Genomic DNA, 15604 nt, shown 5'->3' with positions numbered 1-15604 from the left:
CATGCAAACTAATTTGAGCGAACAAGCCAAGCGTCTGCCTCGCGCCGAAGAAGCCGAGAGCATCCTGCGCTCCTGCGTGCATTGCGGTTTTTGCAATGCCACTTGCCCTACTTACCAACTGCTGGGAAATGAACTGGACGGTCCGCGCGGGCGAATCTACTTGATCAAGCAAGTGCTTGAAGGGCAGGAGATCACAGCCAAGACCCAGTTGCACCTGGACCGCTGCCTGAGCTGCCGCAACTGCGAAACCACCTGCCCCTCCGGTGTGCAGTACCACAATCTGCTGGACATCGGCCGCGCCGTGGTCGAGGAGCATGTGCCACGCCCCTTGAGCGAGCGGATTCTGCGCGAAGGTCTGCGCGCCGTGGTGCCGCGATCGGCATTGTTCAAGACTTTGATCCAGGTCGGCCAGGCGTTCCGCCCGCTGCTGCCGGTGACCTTGAAATCCAAGCTGGCAAGCCAGGCACGCCCAGCTAAACCCCGTCCGACTACACGCCATGCTCGCTGTGTATTGATGCCTGAAGGTTGCGTACAGCCAACCCTGTCGCCAAACACTAACGCAGCCACGGCGCGGGTGTTGGATCGTCTGGGCATTAGCGTAGTGCCCGTGCGCGAGGCAGGTTGCTGCGGTGCGGTGGATTACCACTTGAACGCTCAGGACAAAGGTCTGGAGCGCGCTCGGCGAAACATCGACGCCTGGTGGCCCGCCATTGAAGCCGGCGTCGAGGCCATTGTGCAGACCGCCAGCGGCTGCGGAGCTTTCGTTCGGGACTATGGCCACCTGCTCAAGAGCGACGCTGCCTACGCGCAAAAGGCCGAGCGAGTCAGCGCCTTGGCCAAAGACCTTGTGGAAGTACTACGTGCAGAACCGCTGGAAGAGCTCGGCATCCACGGTAATCGACGTCTGGCCTTCCACTGCCCTTGCACACTTCAACATGCCCAAAGGCTCGGCGGTGCAGTGGAAAGCGTGCTCACCCGCCTCGGCTTCAGCTTGACCAGCGTCCCGGACAGCCATCTCTGCTGCGGCTCGGCCGGTACCTACTCGCTGACTCAGCCAGAGCTGTCACGACAACTGCGCGACAACAAGCTCAATGCGCTGGAGAGTGGCAACCCCGAAGTGATTGTCACCGCCAACATTGGCTGCCAGACCCATCTTGAAAGCGCAGGACGTACCCCGATTCGACATTGGGTCGAGTTAGTGGAAGAAGCCCTGATTTAGGAGAAAACCATGCAAAGCAAAGTGGTACTCGATAATGCCGATATCGCTCGCATCCTCGCTGGCGCGCGTGAGGAGGCCCTGCGCAACCATTGGGCGGTGACCATCGCCGTGGTCGATGACGGAGGACACCCCCTCGCTCTGGAACGCCTGGACGGTTGTGCGCCGATCGGCGCTTACATAGCCATGGAGAAAGCCCGCAGTGCGGCTTTAGGCCGGCGCGAGACCAAGGGTTATGAGGAAATGGTCAATGGTGGTCGCACCGCCTTCATCAGTGCCCCGATGCTGACCTCATTGGAAGGCGGAGTGCCGATACTGATCGAAGGTCAGGTAGTCGGCGCGGTGGGAGTGTCAGGCGTCAAGTCTGACCAGGACGCGCAAATAGCCAAAGCCGGTATCGCCGGCGTTTGAACGTAATCAGTTTCAGGCCCCAGCAATGGGGCGCAATCGAACGGGAGAGAAGAGAATGACCGAGCGAGTGCTCTGCCATCACATGCAGGTGGCCAGCATCCTTAAAAAATTCATTGACGACGAGGTGTTGCCGGGGACAGGTATCGCCGCCGAAGACTTCTGGGATGGTTTCGGTGGATTGGTGCACAAGCTTGCTCCGCGCAATCGCACCCTGCTGGGCGAACGTGATCGCCTGCAAGGAGAACTGGACGCTTGGCATCGTGCCAATCCCGGTCCGGTCACAGACATGGACGCTTATCAGGCGTTTCTCACCACCATCGGTTACCTGGTTGCGCAGCCCGAGCAGGTGCATATTGGCACCGCCAACGTCGACACCGAAATATCCGTGCAGGCCGGTCCGCAGCTGGTTGTTCCGGTGATGAACGCGCGTTATGCGTTGAATGCCGCCAACGCTCGCTGGGGCTCGCTCTATGATGCCCTCTATGGCACCGACGCTGTCAGCGAAGAAAGAGGCGCCGAGAAGGGCAAAGGCTACAACAGGGTTCGCGGTGACAATGTCATCAGCTTCGTGCGCGCTTTCCTCGACGAAGCCGCGCCGCTGGAAGGCGCTTCCCACGTCGACGCCACCGCCTACGTGGTGAAGAACAGCCAGTTGGCCGTGAGCCTGAAGAATGGCAACGAGGTCAGCCTGAAGAACGCGGCTCAGTTCATCGCTTTCCAGGGCGAGGCTGCGAAGCCCGCCGCCGTCCTGCTGAAGAACAACGGCCTGCACTTCGAAATCCAGATCGACCCGACCAGCCTCATCGGCCAGACCGACGCGGCTGGCGTGAAGGACGTGCTGATGGAGTCCGCACTGAGCACCATCATGGACTGCGAAGACTCGGTCGCCGCGGTCGATGCCGACGACAAGGTCGTGGTCTACCGCAACTGGTTGGGCCTGATGAAAGGCGACCTCGCAGAAACAGTCAGCAAGGGTGGTCAAACCTTCATCCGCACCCTGAATCCGGACCGCACCTACACCAGGGCCGGCAGTGGCGAACTGACCCTGCACGGCCGCTCGCTACTACTCATCCGCAATGTCGGCCACCTGATGAGCACCCCGGCGATCCTCGACGGCGAAGGCAACGAGATTCCCGAGGGCATCATGGATGCGGTGGTCACCAGCCTGATCGCCCTGCACGACATCCAGCGCAATGGAAACTCGCGCACCGGCAGCGTTTACATCGTCAAACCGAAGATGCATGGCCCGGCCGAAGTGGCCTTCGCCGACGAACTCTTCGACCGCGTCGAGGACCTGCTCGGCCTACCGCGCTACAGCCTGAAGATGGGCATCATGGACGAGGAGCGCCGCACCAGCGTCAACCTCAAGGCCTGCATCGCCGCGGCGGCCAATCGCGTGGCCTTCATCAACACCGGCTTTCTCGACCGCACCGGCGACGAAATGCACTCCGGCATGGAAGCCGGCGCCATGCTGCGCAAGGGCGACATGAAGGGTGCCCCGTGGATCGCCGCCTACGAGCTCAACAATGTACTGGTCGGCCTCGCCTGCGGCTTACGCGGCAAAGCTCAGATCGGCAAGGGCATGTGGGCCATGCCCGATCTGATGGCAGCCATGCTCGAACAGAAGATCAGCCATCCCAAGGCCGGCGCCAACACCGCTTGGGTGCCGTCGCCGACCGCCGCCACTCTGCATGCCCTGCACTATCACAAGGTCGATGTGCAGGCGGTACAGCGTGAGCTGGAACTGCTCAACCTGGCCAGCCAGCGCGCCAGCCTGCTGCACGATCTGCTCAGTGTACCAGTGAGCATCGCGCGCAACTGGAGCGCTGCCCAGATCCAGGCGGAACTGGACAATAACTGCCAGGGTATTCTCGGCTACGTGGTGCGCTGGATAGAACAGGGCGTCGGCTGCTCCAAGGTGCCGGACATCCACAACGTCGGCCTGATGGAAGACCGCGCCACCCTGCGCATCTCCGCCCAGCACATCGCCAACTGGCTGCAACATGGCGTGATCAGCGCGGCCCAGGTGCAAGAGACTCTCGAGCGCATGGCCCGTGTGGTCGACGAGCAGAACGCCGGTGACGCCGCCTATCGCTCCATGGCACTGGACTTCGAGCGCTCGCACGCCTTCCGCGCCGCCAGCGATCTGGTGCTCAAAGGCCGCGAGCAGCCCAGCGGCTACACCGAACCCCTGCTGCACGCCTGGCGGCTGCGCTTCAAGCAGGAATACTGAGCATCGCCTCCCCCGCTCGAGTCACCGGCTGGGGGAGGCATGCGCGGACGAACACCAGCACGCCCCAAGCAGCATCCGGTTTAACCCTCGAAGTTTTCACGCCTCAATCACTACAGAGACTACGCGCCACTGATAACCCCCATGCCAGCGCGTTGCCATGCGCAATCCGCAGCGACGCCGCAGTTGACATATTGGATACCCAAAAATAACAAGAGGCTCCTCACATGCAAACGTGGCACCAGATGTACACCCCACTCGGAACCTTGGGATTATCAGCCCTGGCTGCGCTGATCCCGATCATATTCTTCGTTTTAGCGCTCGCAGTCTTTCGCATGAAAGGCTATATCGCCGGCACCATTACCCTGGCGCTGTCGATTGCCATTGCCACCCTTGTCTTTGACATGCCACTGGACATGGCTTTCGCCTCAGCCGGTTATGGCTTCGCCTACGGTCTCTGGCCGATCGCCTGGATCATCGTCGCGGCGGTGTTCCTCTACAAACTCACGGTCAAGAGCGGCCAGTTCGAAGTGATCCGCAGTTCAGTGCTGTCCATCACTGACGACCAGCGCCTGCAGGTGCTGCTGATCGGCTTCTCCTTCGGCGCCTTCCTTGAAGGAGCAGCCGGTTTCGGCGCACCCGTGGCGATCACCGGTGCACTACTGGTCGGTCTTGGCCTCAACCCGCTCTACGCAGCGGGCCTGTGCCTGATCGCCAACACTGCGCCGGTGGCCTTCGGCGCCCTGGGCGTACCCATCATCGTCGCCGGCCAGGTGACCGGTATCGATGCCTTCAAGATTGGTGCGATGGCCGGCCGTCAGTTGCCGTTGCTGTCGGTCATTGTGCCGTTCTGGCTGGTCGCCATGATGGATGGCTGGCGGGGCATCAAGGAAACCTGGCCGGCGGCCCTGGTGGCCGGAGGTAGCTTCGCCATCACCCAGTACTTCACCTCCAACTACATCGGTCCTGAACTGCCCGACATCACCTCGGCGCTGGTGAGCATCGTGTCCCTGACCCTGTTCCTCAAGGTTTGGCAGCCCGCACGTGCCGAAGATCGCGAGGTGGTCGGCGTGTCCGGCGGTGTGGCGGTGATGGGCGGTTTCGGCGGCCGTCAGAGCGGCACCCCCTCGCCTTACAGCTTCGGCGAAATCCTCAAGGCTTGGTCGCCCTTCCTGGTACTGACTGTGCTGGTGACCATCTGGACGCTGAAGCCCTTCAAGACGATGTTCGCCCCGGGCGGCGCGCTGGAGCAATTCGTTTTCATTTTCGCCATCCCGCACCTAGACCAGTTGGTGATGAAGGTTGCCCCGATCGTCGCGACCGCCACTGCCATGCCGGCTGTGTACAAGTTCGACCTGATATCGGCAGGAGGCAGTGCGATCCTGTTCTCAGCATTGATCTCGATGTTGATCCTGCGCATCGATGTCAAGACGGGGCTCTCGACTTTCAAGGAAACCCTGATTGAATTGAAATTCCCGATTCTCTCGATCGGCATGGTGCTGGCCTTCGCGTTCGTCACCAATTATTCCGGTATGTCCACCACCCTGGCCCTGGTCCTGGCTGGTACGGGCTCGGCATTCCCCTTCTTCTCGCCGTTCCTCGGCTGGCTGGGCGTGTTCCTGACCGGCTCAGACACCTCGTCCAACGCCCTGTTCGCTTCGTTGCAGGCGACCACCGCGCACCAGATCGGCGTCCACGACACCCTACTGGTCGCCGCCAACAGCAGTGGAGGCGTGACCGGCAAGATGATCTCGCCGCAGTCCATTGCCGTGGCCTGTGCCGCAACAGGAATCGTAGGCAAGGAATCCGACCTGTTCCGCTTCACCCTCAAGCACAGCCTGATTTTCGCCACCATCATCGGCCTCATCACGCTGTCCCAGGCATACATATTCACTGGGATGCTGGTGTACTGAGCCAGCCTCGGGCGCTGGGTTATCCGGTGCCCGCTTCCATTCCTTAGTGCGACAATTGGAAGCCCGAATGACTACCGACTTCAAACAAGCCGCCCTGGATGTTCGTGCTGCTCGAATCAATGACGAGATGAAGATTACCGCCGTCGAGTCGCTGCGGCATTTGGCGAAGAAGCCAGCACCTGCTGCTGTGCTGCAGGCCTACCAGGTCGACCGGCTGGAATTCAGTCGGGATTACATCCTACCCAAACGAGTGAGGCATCTCCCGCAGCCGGGCTCCTACCATTCGATCAAGCGTTAGCGACATCCACCGTTTCCACAGTGATTTGCTTGAGCGCATGAAACGGCGCGAGTGCAGCTTCATCGGCAGTGGCGCAAGTGATCAGTCGCCACTCCCGCTCAATTGGCGTCCAGTGTTGCTGCCGCGCGCGACCTAACTTATCGGTATCGGCCAGGACGAAAATTTGCGCAGCTCGCTTGATAATGCATTCCTTGAGATACGCCTGCTGCGCGCTCGCTTCACACAAGCCGAACTCCGCGACGACGCCGTCCGCTCCGAGGAAGGCTTTGTCGACGCTCAAGCGGCTCAAGGTCAGTTCCGCCAGTGGCCCCAACGTGCTCATGCTCGATCCGCGCAGGTCACCGCCGATCAAGGTCAGGCGTACACCCGGTGCTTGGGCCAAGGTCATCACGGCGAGCAGGTTGTTGGTGACCACGTGCACATCCTGGCGCGAGCACAAGTGATGGGCTAGTGCGGCGCAGGTGGTGCCGCCGTCGAGCAGGATGGTATCGCCATCCTGCACGTGCGCCGCAGCGGCTTGGGCGATGGCGTCTTTCTGTTCCCACTGGCTGGTTTTGCGTTCTTCCAGCGAAGCTTCCGGTTCATGCACACCGACCACGGCAGTGGCGCCGCCGTAGGTGCGCACCAGGTGCCGCTGTTTGGCGAGCATGGTCAGGTCGCGTCGTACTGTCGCCTCCGAGACGCCGAGCGCCGCACTCAATTGCTCGACGTTGGCATCGCCAATGCGTACGAGGTCGAGGATGGCGCGGTGGCGTTCGGAGGCTTTCATGGCGGGTCTCTCACTGTGGACGGTGATCGATCTTACACGACAGCGCCCGTGCGACTCACCCCCGTCGCGTGGCAAGCTCCGCACCCTGGCGCAGCGCTTCGAGCAGGCTGCGCTCATCGGCGATGCCCTTTCCGGCGATGTCGAAGGCGGTGCCGTGATCAACCGACGTACGGACCACGTCCAGGCCAACGGTCACGTTCACACCCGCTTCAAGTCCCAGCACTTTGACCGGGCCGTGGCCCTGATCGTGATACATCGCCACGACCAGATCGAAGTCGCCGCGTCCAGCACGGAAGAACAGCGTGTCGGCGGGCAGCGGCCCGGTGACGTCGAGGCCGCGCTCCTGCAACAGCTTCACTGCAGGAATGATTTTTTCCTCTTCTTCGCCATAGCCGAACAGACCGTTTTCACCGGCATGGGGATTGATTCCGCACACGCCAATACGCGGCCGGGCGATGCCCGCCTTGATGAGCGTCGCGTTGCCGCGCTCGATGGTGCGCTGGACCAGACCCGGTTCGATCTTTCGGATCGCATCGATGATGCCGATGTGGGTGGTGACGTGAATCACCCGCAGTTGCGGCGCCACAAGCATCATCGAGACTTCGTCGACGTCGGTCAGCTGCGCGAGCATTTCGGTATGGCCGGGGTACTTGTGGCCACCGGCGTGCAACGCTTCCTTGTTCAGTGGTGCGGTGCAGATCGCATCAATCTGGCTGGCCTCGGCAAGTTGCACAGCACGGGCGATGTATTGATAAGCAGCGTCACCGGCGATGGGTGACAGTTCGCCGAATGGCAAGTCGTCGGGGATCAGGTCGAGGTCGATGCAGTCAATGGTGCCAGCCTCGTACTTCGCCTGGGATGCGTCCTCGATACGCCGCACTTTGGCGCTGCCGCCGACTATCACGTTGGCTTGCTCCAGGCGCCGCGCATCGCCGATCACCAGTGGCCGGCATTGTTGGTAGACGATGTCGTGAGTCAGGCTCTTGACGATTATTTCCGGACCTACACCGGAAGCGTCGCCCATAGTGATGCCGATGATGGGGAGATAGTTGCTCATAGTGTTCATTCGAGTCCTTGGGTTCGTGTGCGTTTGGGCTGGGAACGATCGTTGCTGGCGCTCAGGTGTTGCCATGCCGCATACAAGGCGTGATCGGTGCCGAACGCGCCTGCCTTGGTAACAATTTCGAGACGATGACCATCACTAGAGGCAACCGGTTGTGCGAGGGCGACCCCAGCTTCGATTTCCATTGACAGTTGCAGGCTGTCGATTCCAACGGTGGTCAACATGGCCCGCGCCGTCTCGCCGCCCGTTGCGATCAATCCGCCGACCTTGGCGAAGTGCGGCTCTACCAGCACAGCCAGCATGGTCGAGAGTTGCACGCCCTCATGGGGATCGAACGCGTTATCGCGGCCGATGCGCAGCAGCAGGTCACTGCAGCCGTCCAGTTGCTCGCCGATGCGCGCCTGCCAAGTCGCCCAATCGGCATGGGCGATGCCTTGGCGAAGGACCTCCGGTGGTACGACCAATTCGCTAACCCCACTAAGCTCCTTGAGCAATGCGCATTGCCGCTCACAAACGCCGGATAGACTACCGACGAGAATCAGGGTCGGCGCCTGGTTCCTTTCGATGGCATCGGCGTCGATGGTCGCGAACCTTGCGTCAAAGAAATCAGGAAGATTGGCTATTTCCCGCGCAAGGCCGCCAGAACCAATCCAGAACAGCGGTTGATCCATCGACGCGGTAAGCCGGGCGAGGGTGAGCAGGTCGTCTTCGGTTTTCGCATCGACAATCAACGCCTGCACACCGCTGAGGGCAACCTCGGTAATATGGTGCGCGAGTGGTTTTCCGTTACCGCGCAAAGTGTCGAGATCCAGCTTTGCGGTGGTCAGGCCTGCGGCAACTAACATCGCCTCGACATCAGCCGGGCGATCGAAGTTTTCGAGTTTCCAGGTATCGGTTGTTTCCAGCGGCATGCCGTTCACGAACACCCGACCGCCACGTAACGTGCGCCCGGTGGCGGGATACGCCGGAGCGACGATGGCCAGGCCCGCTAATGGCTGCAGGGCTGCAACTTCGGCAGCCCAGTTACCGCGCAAGGTCGAATCGATTTTCTTGTACAGCCGCTGCCCGGGCTTATGCAGTGCCTTGAACGCAGCGACGGTACGCTCGGCTGCCTGCGCCGGTGAGAGGCGTCGAGTATCCGTATCTGCGGCAAGCACCTGAGCCTCAGCCTTGTCATTCAAGGGGTCGAGCGTGACGACCGATTGCAGCCCCGCTCTCGTAAAGCCAATCGCGCAATCAGCCGCGCCTGACAGGTCGTCTGCAATAATCAAAATGTTCATCGCAAGGCCCCCCGCTTCTGAGGTTCGTGTTCCGGGGTGACGCCAGGGTTGCGCTGCTGCACGCGCTTGGCGACTGCCGCGGTGAGTAACGGTGCGAGTATCGCGGTCACCACGACACAGGCCGCTACCAGTATGGTCGCGCTCTTGGCGGCTTCTGCGTATACCGGATTGGCCGCCGCAATCAGTGCTGGCACGGCTGCCGCATTCCCGGCGGTGGTGGCTGCGGCGACACCGGCGACTCCTGTACCACCGGTCAACCGATCGGCGAAGAACAGCGGGATACCGGTCAACACGACGACCGCAACCCCCATTCCAAGACCCAGCAAACCGGCTTGCCAAACGTTATGTAAATCCAGGCTGGCGCCGAGCGCGAGGGCGAAGAACGGAATCATCACCGGGACAGCCTTGGCCAGAAAGTCGCGCATGTCACGATCAAGGTTGCCCAGCAGCATGCCCAGAGCCAGTGGCAGGATGCTGCCCACCAATGTCGGCCACGGGAATGCCGAAAGGCCCGCGATGCCCAAGGTGACCATGGTCAGAAAAGGGCCGGACTCCAGTGACATGACCGAATAGGCGCCAACATCTTCGGAGCGGCCGTATTGCCCCATCAACGCCATGTACAAGCCGCCGTTGGTATCGTTCATCGCCGCAACAACCGCCAGTGTCGATACACCCGCAAAGAGACCAGACGAAATCGGCTGCTCGCCCAGGAAGTGCCCAAGCACGATACCAATGAGCATGGCGATGCCGACTTTCGTGACGAGCAGCGTGCCGCCTTTTTTGAGCAGGTAAGGCGTGGCCTTGATATTGATGCTCGCGCCCATGCATACGTAGAACACCGCCAGGATGGGTAACGCTCCTGTGAACAAGGCATTAGTGAATGAACCGAAAAACTTTGGTGTGTCGGGCAGGAATGTTGCCACCAGCGAACCGATCAGCAGGGGCACGATCATCATGCCACCTGGTATACGTTCAATGGTGCGCTTGATAGGGATCTGGGCCACGAGGGTCTCCTTTTATAATTGTTTGGAAAGACGTGTATCACCTCGAAATTGACTGTACCGATCACCGAACGATTGATTCAGTCAAATTTATCTTAGGGCATCGTCATAGTTTGCGCAAACCAATCATTCAAATGATCGTTTTGATCATTTAGGATGGCAAACCTGGCTACACAGGTGGAATCTGTGTTTGCCAATGTCGATACCGAGAAGCGTCATCGTATTCATAAGAGATCCTCCGTCCGAAAACGAGAAAAGCCCTGCAGGCGTAACCCTGCAGGGCTTCTCGGTCAGGCTGACCATCTCATTAAGCCCCGAACCCTGTTCCTCGCGAACCATTGCCTTTGCTGAATTCATGCAGATTTGGAGGTGGGTCAGTCCTGCGTCAGCAGCGGGATCAATTCGGTGTCGGCGTCAATAACCTGTAAACACGCATTATCGGTAACGACCATCGTGAGTAAGCTCGCTCCTACAGTCGATCACATTCTCTTAACTGAACAGCATTACCACCTGGAACATATGGCCAACTTCTCAATTCGTGAGCAGTGAATTCGTAAAGGTCTAAAGCATGCACCCATCACAACCAACCCTGACGTTCCCCGGCAACTCGCTGCGATGCTCAAGTAACCAGGCATCCAACGTATGCCCGATATGCGTCAACACTGCCAACTCCGGTTGCAGGTCCTCAACGCAACGCAACGCAAGATTCAGATCGTTGTGATTACGCGGAGCCTGAGGTTGCGGCGGCATCGAACAGTCGAGTACCAGCACATCAAGGGGAGCGCTTTGCAGCCATTGCGTGGTGGCCGGCGGCAAACCCACGGTGTCGGTCAGATAAGCGATACGCCGTCCCTCTCCCTCCAACAAGTAACCAAGCGTCGGTCTTGAGTGTTGCAGCGGTAACGCCGTGATTCTGAGCGTGCCGAACTGCCGGGTTTCAAAGGCGTCGAAAGGCTGGCTGAAATCGAGTATCCCCGGATGCTTGTAGAGGTCGGCCAGGCCTTCGGGGTCCACCGGACCATGCACCGGAATCACCAGCCCCTGACCCCAACGCAAATGCAGCAAACCCTGGGCGTGATCGGCGTGGTAGTGGGTCTGGAAAATACCGTTGAAGCTGCGCGGCGGGAAGCGTTCGGTCAGGTCGGACAGGCCGCTGTCGATCAACCAGCGCTGATCGCCGCACTCGATCAACGCGCTGCACGGACGACGTCTCAGGCGCTCATCGTTGCGAGCCTGGTCGCAGGCCGCGCATTCGCAGCCGTAGACCGGCACCTGTCGGGCGTCACCGGTGCCCAGCAAGGTCAGGCGCATACGGGTTGCCCGTCGACGCAGGCCAGCAAGCGTTCGACCGTGCGCTCCAGCGGCCCGGAGTTGTCGATCACACACAACGCCGGATCGTGTTCGGCGAGCACGCGGTTGCTGAAATAGTCATTGCGCGCCAGCCGATCATTGATCTCGGCGACCGTTTCACGCCCCCGTGCCAGCAAGCGCTGGCGCAATACAGCCGGATCGACCGTCAGCAACAGCACGAGCACGTTTGGATAGCGCAAGCGGGTCTGCGGCAGATGACCGCGAGACCCATTGACCAGCACATCCTGCCCCGCCGCCAGCCAATCGTCGATCTCCCGTGGGATCCCATAGGACAAACCATTGGCATGCCAGCTCAGGGCAAACGCGCCCTGAGCCTCCCTCTCGGCGAACTGTTGCGCACTGACGCCTTGTGCCGCTTCCCCCACCGCTTCCACCGAGCGGGTGATGACCCGCCGCACGATATGACAATCGCGTTCGGCCAACCGCACGCGTGCGCCATCGAGCAGGCTGTCCTTGCCCGAACCTGAAGGTCCGATGAGATAGATCAACCTGCCCGTCATCAAAACACCCTCTTCGCTTGTCGCCAGACTTGTTGAACGACTGGCAGCCCGCCCTGGTTCCTGGCTTGCACCAGATCCGCTCGCAAACCCACAGCAATCTCGCCGCGATCACTCAGCCCTGCCGCTCTGGCCGGAGCCAGGGTGACCATGCGCACCGCCTGGGCCAGGTCGCACTTGCCCTGGGACGCCAGTAAAAACGCCGCTTGCAACAGGCTGGCCGGATAGTAATCACTGGACAGGATGTCCAGCAGCCCTTCTGCGGCCAGGCCGGCGGCGGCGACGTTACCCGAGTGGGAACCGCCGCGCACAACGTTCGGTGCGCCCATCAGCACTTTCATGCCCAACTGCTGACAGCCGCGCGCCGCCTCAAGGGTAGTGGGGAACTCGGCAATGGACATGCCATAGCCCGCTGACTCTTCGACGTGCGCCAGGGTCGCGTCGTCATGGCTGGCCACCGACAGGCCGAGGGCCAGGCAGTGCTCCACGATGGCCGCGCGATGGCGGGCACTGTATTCACGGGAGTTGGCCATCTGCAATACGACGAATTCATCCATTTGCATAGTCGTCAGATTGTATTTGCCCATGTAGTACTCGCGGTACTTGGACTCCAGGACGAATTGACGTTGACCCGGCGAGTGGTCCATCACCGACACCAGTTGCACCAGGGGATGTTCGACCAGGTCGCGGAACACACTCAACGTGTCCGGGTGGCAAAGTTCACAACGCAGGTGCAGTCGGTGTTCGGCACGGGTCAGTCCGGCATCGCAAGCGCTAGAGATCGCCTCAAGCATCCCCGGCAATTTCTTCATGCGATTGCCTTTGGGATTCACATCACCGATGGACACGGCGTCAAACACCGTGGTGATGCCGGCCGCGATGATCTGCGCATCGTGACTGAGCACCGCCGAGGTCGACGGCCAGTCCACGCCGGGGCGCGGGGTCATGTGTTTTTCCAGGTTGTCGGTGTGCAACTCCACGAGGCCCGGCAGCAGGAAATCACCGTTGAGGTCTTGGGCCTGAGGCAAGCGGCTTGGGCCTTCGACAATTTCGGCGATCAACCCGTCGCGCAGCACGAGGGTGCCGAGGAACACACGGTCAGCGGTGACCAGGCGGGCATTGCTGAGGATCTGTTCAGTGGACATCGGCGTATTCCTCGTGGTTCACAGCGGCTGGGGTCATGTCGAGATGGCGATCGGCAACCGCCTCGCGGGCAGCGCGGTCATGGAAGATGCCGATCAACGCGGCCCCCTCCGTTTTCGCTTCGTTCATCAGTTCCAGCACCACTTGGCGATTGGTGTCGTCCAGGGAAGCCGTCGGTTCGTCGAGCAGCATCACCGGCCAGGCGACCATAAAACCGCGGGCGATGTTGACCCGTTGTTGCTCGCCACCGGAGAAGGTGCCGGGTGCCAATTGCCAAAGGCGTTGTGGGATGTTCAGGCGGCTGAGCAGCAGCTCGGCACGTGATTGCGCCAGGCTTTTTGACCAGCCACGGGCCAGCGCCGGCTCCATCACCACATCCAGACACGCTACCCGCGGGATCACCCGCAAGAACTGACTGACATAACCCAGGGTTCGCTGGCGCACCTGCAGAATGTCACGGGGCTCGGCGCCGACCAGCTCCAGCCAGTGGCCGTCATGCTGTACGCGGATGCTGCCGCCGGCTGGCAGGTAATTGCCATACAGCGTGCGCAGCAAGGTGCTTTTACCGGCACCGGACTGACCATGCAGCACCAGGCATTCACCGGCCGTCACGCTGAAATCCACCCCGCGCAGCACGTTCAGGACCACGCCGTGCTGTTGATGCAGGGTGAAGGTTTTCGAGAGGTCACGGACCTCGATCAAGGTATTCATCGCTCGGATTCCACAGATAAACGGGACTTCACGGCTGCAACACCGAAGACACCAGCAGTTGTGAGTAAGGGTGTTGTGGATCGTCGAGGATCTGGTCGGTCAGGCCGGTTTCCACCACCCGCGAGCGGCGCATCACCATCAGCCGATCGGCCAGCAGACGCGCCACCGCCAGGTCGTGCGTAACGATCACCACCGCCAGGTCCAGTTCGCGCACCAACCCACGCAACAGGTCGAGCAACCGAGCTTGCACCGACACATCGAGTCCCCCCGTCGGTTCGTCCATGAACACCAGCCGCGGGCTCGACACCAGATTGCGGGCGATTTGCAGCCGTTGTTGCATGCCGCCGGAGAAGGTCCGGGGCAAGTCGTCGATGCGCAGCGGATCGATCTCCACCTGGCTCAGCCAGTCGATCCCTGCCCCGCGCAGTTGCTGGTAATTGCGTACGCCCTGGGCCATCAGGCGCTCGCCGATGTTGGCGCCGGCCGAAACGCCCATGCGCAAACCGTCGCGAGGATTCTGTTCGACGAAACCCCACTCGGTGCGTAGCAAGGTCCGGCGCTCGGCTTCGCTGGCGCTGTACAGGTCGAGCCATTGGCCCTGTTTGTCGCGGTAACCGATGCTGCCGCGCTGGGGCGGCAGGCGGCCGCTGAGCAACGAGAGCAAGGTCGATTTGCCCGAACCGGACTCGCCGACAATCCCCAGCACCTCACCGGGATACAGGTCAAAACTGACGCCCTGGCAGCCCTTCTCCAAGCCGTACAACAACGACAGGTCGCGCACTCGCAGCAAGGGCTCAGCGGTGGCGGCGGACAGTTCATTTTTCAGTGCCTGGTTCATTGGCCCTGCTCCTGCTGGCTGACGCACTGGGTGCAGTAATAAGTGTCGGAACACACAAAACTCTGGGTTCCGGCGTCGTCGATGATCAGCTCGTCGAGGAAGGACTCGTGGCTGCCGCAAATGGCGCAGGACTCGTCCCACTTCTGCACTTCGAAGGGGTGATCCTCAAAGTCGAGACTGGTGACTTTTGTGTACGGCGGCACGGCATACAAACGCTTTTCACGACCCGCGCCGAACAGCATCAGCGCCGGACTCATATCGAGTTTCGGGTTGTCGAATTTGGGAATCGGCGACGGGTCCATCACGTAGCGCTCGTCCACCATCACCGGGTAGGCGTAGGCGGTGGCGATGTGGCCGAAGGTGGCGATGTCCTCGTAGAGCTTGACGTGCATCACCCCGTAATCATTGAGGGCGTGCATGGTCCGGGTCTCGGTTTCCGAAGGTTCGATAAAGCGCAGCGGCTCGGGGATCGGCACCTGATACACCATGATCTGATCGGCGTGCAGCGGCGTTTCCGGGATGCGGTGACGGGTCTGGATCACCGTCGCGTCCGGGGTATTTTCGGTGGTTGCGACGCCAGCAGTGCGGGCGAAAAAGCGACGGATCGACACGGCATTGGTGGTGTCGTCCGCGCCCTGGTCGATGACCTTGAGCACGTCTTCAGCACCGAGAATCGCCGCGGTCAGTTGCATGCCACCAGTGCCCCAGCCATAAGGCAGCGGCATCTCGCGCCCACCGAACGGCACTTGATAACCGGGGATCGCCACGGCCTTGAGCAAGGCGCGGCGGATCATGCGTTTGGTCTGTTCGTCGAGGTAGGCGAAGTTGTACGCGGCATCGCGTTCCGGCGCCCGGCCCTTCAT

15 protein-coding genes are annotated in these 15604 nt (G+C 61.0%); 5 read left to right on the top strand and 10 right to left on the bottom strand.

Translation table 11 applies throughout. The features are described 5' to 3' along the window. Nucleotide 1 precedes the first annotated feature (1 nt). The 5 genes from glcF (at nucleotide 2) to ACRC4F_RS14635 (ending at nucleotide 6068) form a co-directional block, all read left to right on the top strand. Nucleotides 2-1219 (top strand): glycolate oxidase subunit GlcF, encoded by a 1218-nt coding sequence (gene glcF / locus ACRC4F_RS14655; protein ID WP_438659953.1) that lies wholly within the window; start codon nucleotides 2-4, stop codon nucleotides 1217-1219. Nucleotides 1220-1228: 9 nt separating this feature from the next. Continuing rightward, on the top strand, nucleotides 1229-1627 hold the full coding sequence (locus tag ACRC4F_RS14650) for a heme-binding protein (protein WP_438659952.1): 399 nt from the start codon (nucleotides 1229-1231) through the stop codon (nucleotides 1625-1627). A gap of 55 nt (nucleotides 1628-1682) precedes the next feature. After that, nucleotides 1683-3860, top strand: a complete 2178-nt coding sequence (locus ACRC4F_RS14645) for a malate synthase G (protein WP_438659951.1) — start codon at nucleotides 1683-1685, stop codon at nucleotides 3858-3860. A 224-nt stretch (nucleotides 3861-4084) separates the two neighbouring features. After that, on the top strand, nucleotides 4085-5770 hold the full coding sequence (locus ACRC4F_RS14640) for a lactate permease LctP family transporter (protein ID WP_438659950.1): 1686 nt from the start codon (nucleotides 4085-4087) through the stop codon (nucleotides 5768-5770). 67 nt (nucleotides 5771-5837) lie between these two features. Beyond that, nucleotides 5838-6068, top strand: coding sequence for a hypothetical protein (locus ACRC4F_RS14635; RefSeq protein WP_438659949.1), 231 nt, complete (start codon nucleotides 5838-5840; stop codon nucleotides 6066-6068). Here ACRC4F_RS14635 and ACRC4F_RS14630 read toward each other — a convergent pair. The 10 genes from ACRC4F_RS14630 to ACRC4F_RS14585 all read right to left on the bottom strand — a co-directional run bounded on the left by ACRC4F_RS14630 (nucleotide 6058) and on the right by ACRC4F_RS14585 (nucleotide 15604). Further along, the gene (locus tag ACRC4F_RS14630; protein ID WP_438659948.1) at nucleotides 6058-6837 is read right to left on the bottom strand and encodes a DeoR/GlpR family DNA-binding transcription regulator; all 780 of its coding nucleotides are present in this window, start codon (nucleotides 6835-6837) and stop codon (nucleotides 6058-6060) included. The two genes, ACRC4F_RS14635 and ACRC4F_RS14630, sit on opposite strands and share 11 nt — an antisense overlap. Before the next feature lie 55 nt (nucleotides 6838-6892). After that, on the bottom strand, nucleotides 6893-7894 hold the full coding sequence (pdxA, locus tag ACRC4F_RS14625) for a 4-hydroxythreonine-4-phosphate dehydrogenase PdxA (protein ID WP_438659947.1): 1002 nt from the start codon (nucleotides 7892-7894) through the stop codon (nucleotides 6893-6895). A gap of 5 nt (nucleotides 7895-7899) precedes the next feature. Then, a complete protein-coding gene (locus ACRC4F_RS14620) occupies nucleotides 7900-9180 on the bottom strand; it encodes a four-carbon acid sugar kinase family protein (RefSeq protein WP_438659946.1) in 1281 nt (426 codons plus the stop codon). Next, nucleotides 9177-10184 (bottom strand): 2-keto-3-deoxygluconate permease, encoded by a 1008-nt coding sequence (locus ACRC4F_RS14615; RefSeq protein WP_438659945.1) that lies wholly within the window; start codon nucleotides 10182-10184, stop codon nucleotides 9177-9179. Before ACRC4F_RS14615 ends, ACRC4F_RS14620 begins: the two co-directional genes overlap by 4 nt. 558 nt (nucleotides 10185-10742) lie before the next feature. Beyond that, the gene (phnP, locus tag ACRC4F_RS14610; RefSeq protein ID WP_438659944.1) at nucleotides 10743-11492 is read right to left on the bottom strand and encodes a phosphonate metabolism protein PhnP; all 750 of its coding nucleotides are present in this window, start codon (nucleotides 11490-11492) and stop codon (nucleotides 10743-10745) included. After that, complete coding sequence (gene phnN / locus ACRC4F_RS14605; RefSeq protein ID WP_438659943.1) at nucleotides 11483-12052, bottom strand: phosphonate metabolism protein/1,5-bisphosphokinase (PRPP-forming) PhnN; 570 nt, start codon at nucleotides 12050-12052, stop codon at nucleotides 11483-11485. Before phnN ends, phnP begins: the two co-directional genes overlap by 10 nt. Next, on the bottom strand, nucleotides 12052-13194 hold the full coding sequence (locus ACRC4F_RS14600) for an alpha-D-ribose 1-methylphosphonate 5-triphosphate diphosphatase (RefSeq protein ID WP_438659942.1): 1143 nt from the start codon (nucleotides 13192-13194) through the stop codon (nucleotides 12052-12054). The genes phnN and ACRC4F_RS14600 overlap by 1 nt, the downstream gene beginning before the upstream one ends. After that, entirely contained in the window at nucleotides 13184-13903 is a 720-nt protein-coding gene (gene phnL, locus ACRC4F_RS14595) for a phosphonate C-P lyase system protein PhnL (RefSeq protein ID WP_438659941.1), read from the bottom strand. Before phnL ends, ACRC4F_RS14600 begins: the two co-directional genes overlap by 11 nt. A gap of 28 nt (nucleotides 13904-13931) precedes the next feature. After that, nucleotides 13932-14741, bottom strand: a complete 810-nt coding sequence (phnK, locus tag ACRC4F_RS14590; RefSeq protein ID WP_438659940.1) for a phosphonate C-P lyase system protein PhnK — start codon at nucleotides 14739-14741, stop codon at nucleotides 13932-13934. Then, complete coding sequence (locus ACRC4F_RS14585; protein ID WP_438660133.1) at nucleotides 14738-15604, bottom strand: alpha-D-ribose 1-methylphosphonate 5-phosphate C-P-lyase PhnJ; 867 nt, start codon at nucleotides 15602-15604, stop codon at nucleotides 14738-14740. Before ACRC4F_RS14585 ends, phnK begins: the two co-directional genes overlap by 4 nt.

Source organism: Pseudomonas sp. (assembly GCF_051660785.1).
GTDB lineage: Bacteria > Pseudomonadota > Gammaproteobacteria > Pseudomonadales > Pseudomonadaceae > Aquipseudomonas.
The sequence above is the reverse complement of the archived record's forward strand: the minus strand, read 5'-3'. Positions and strand labels throughout refer to the sequence as shown.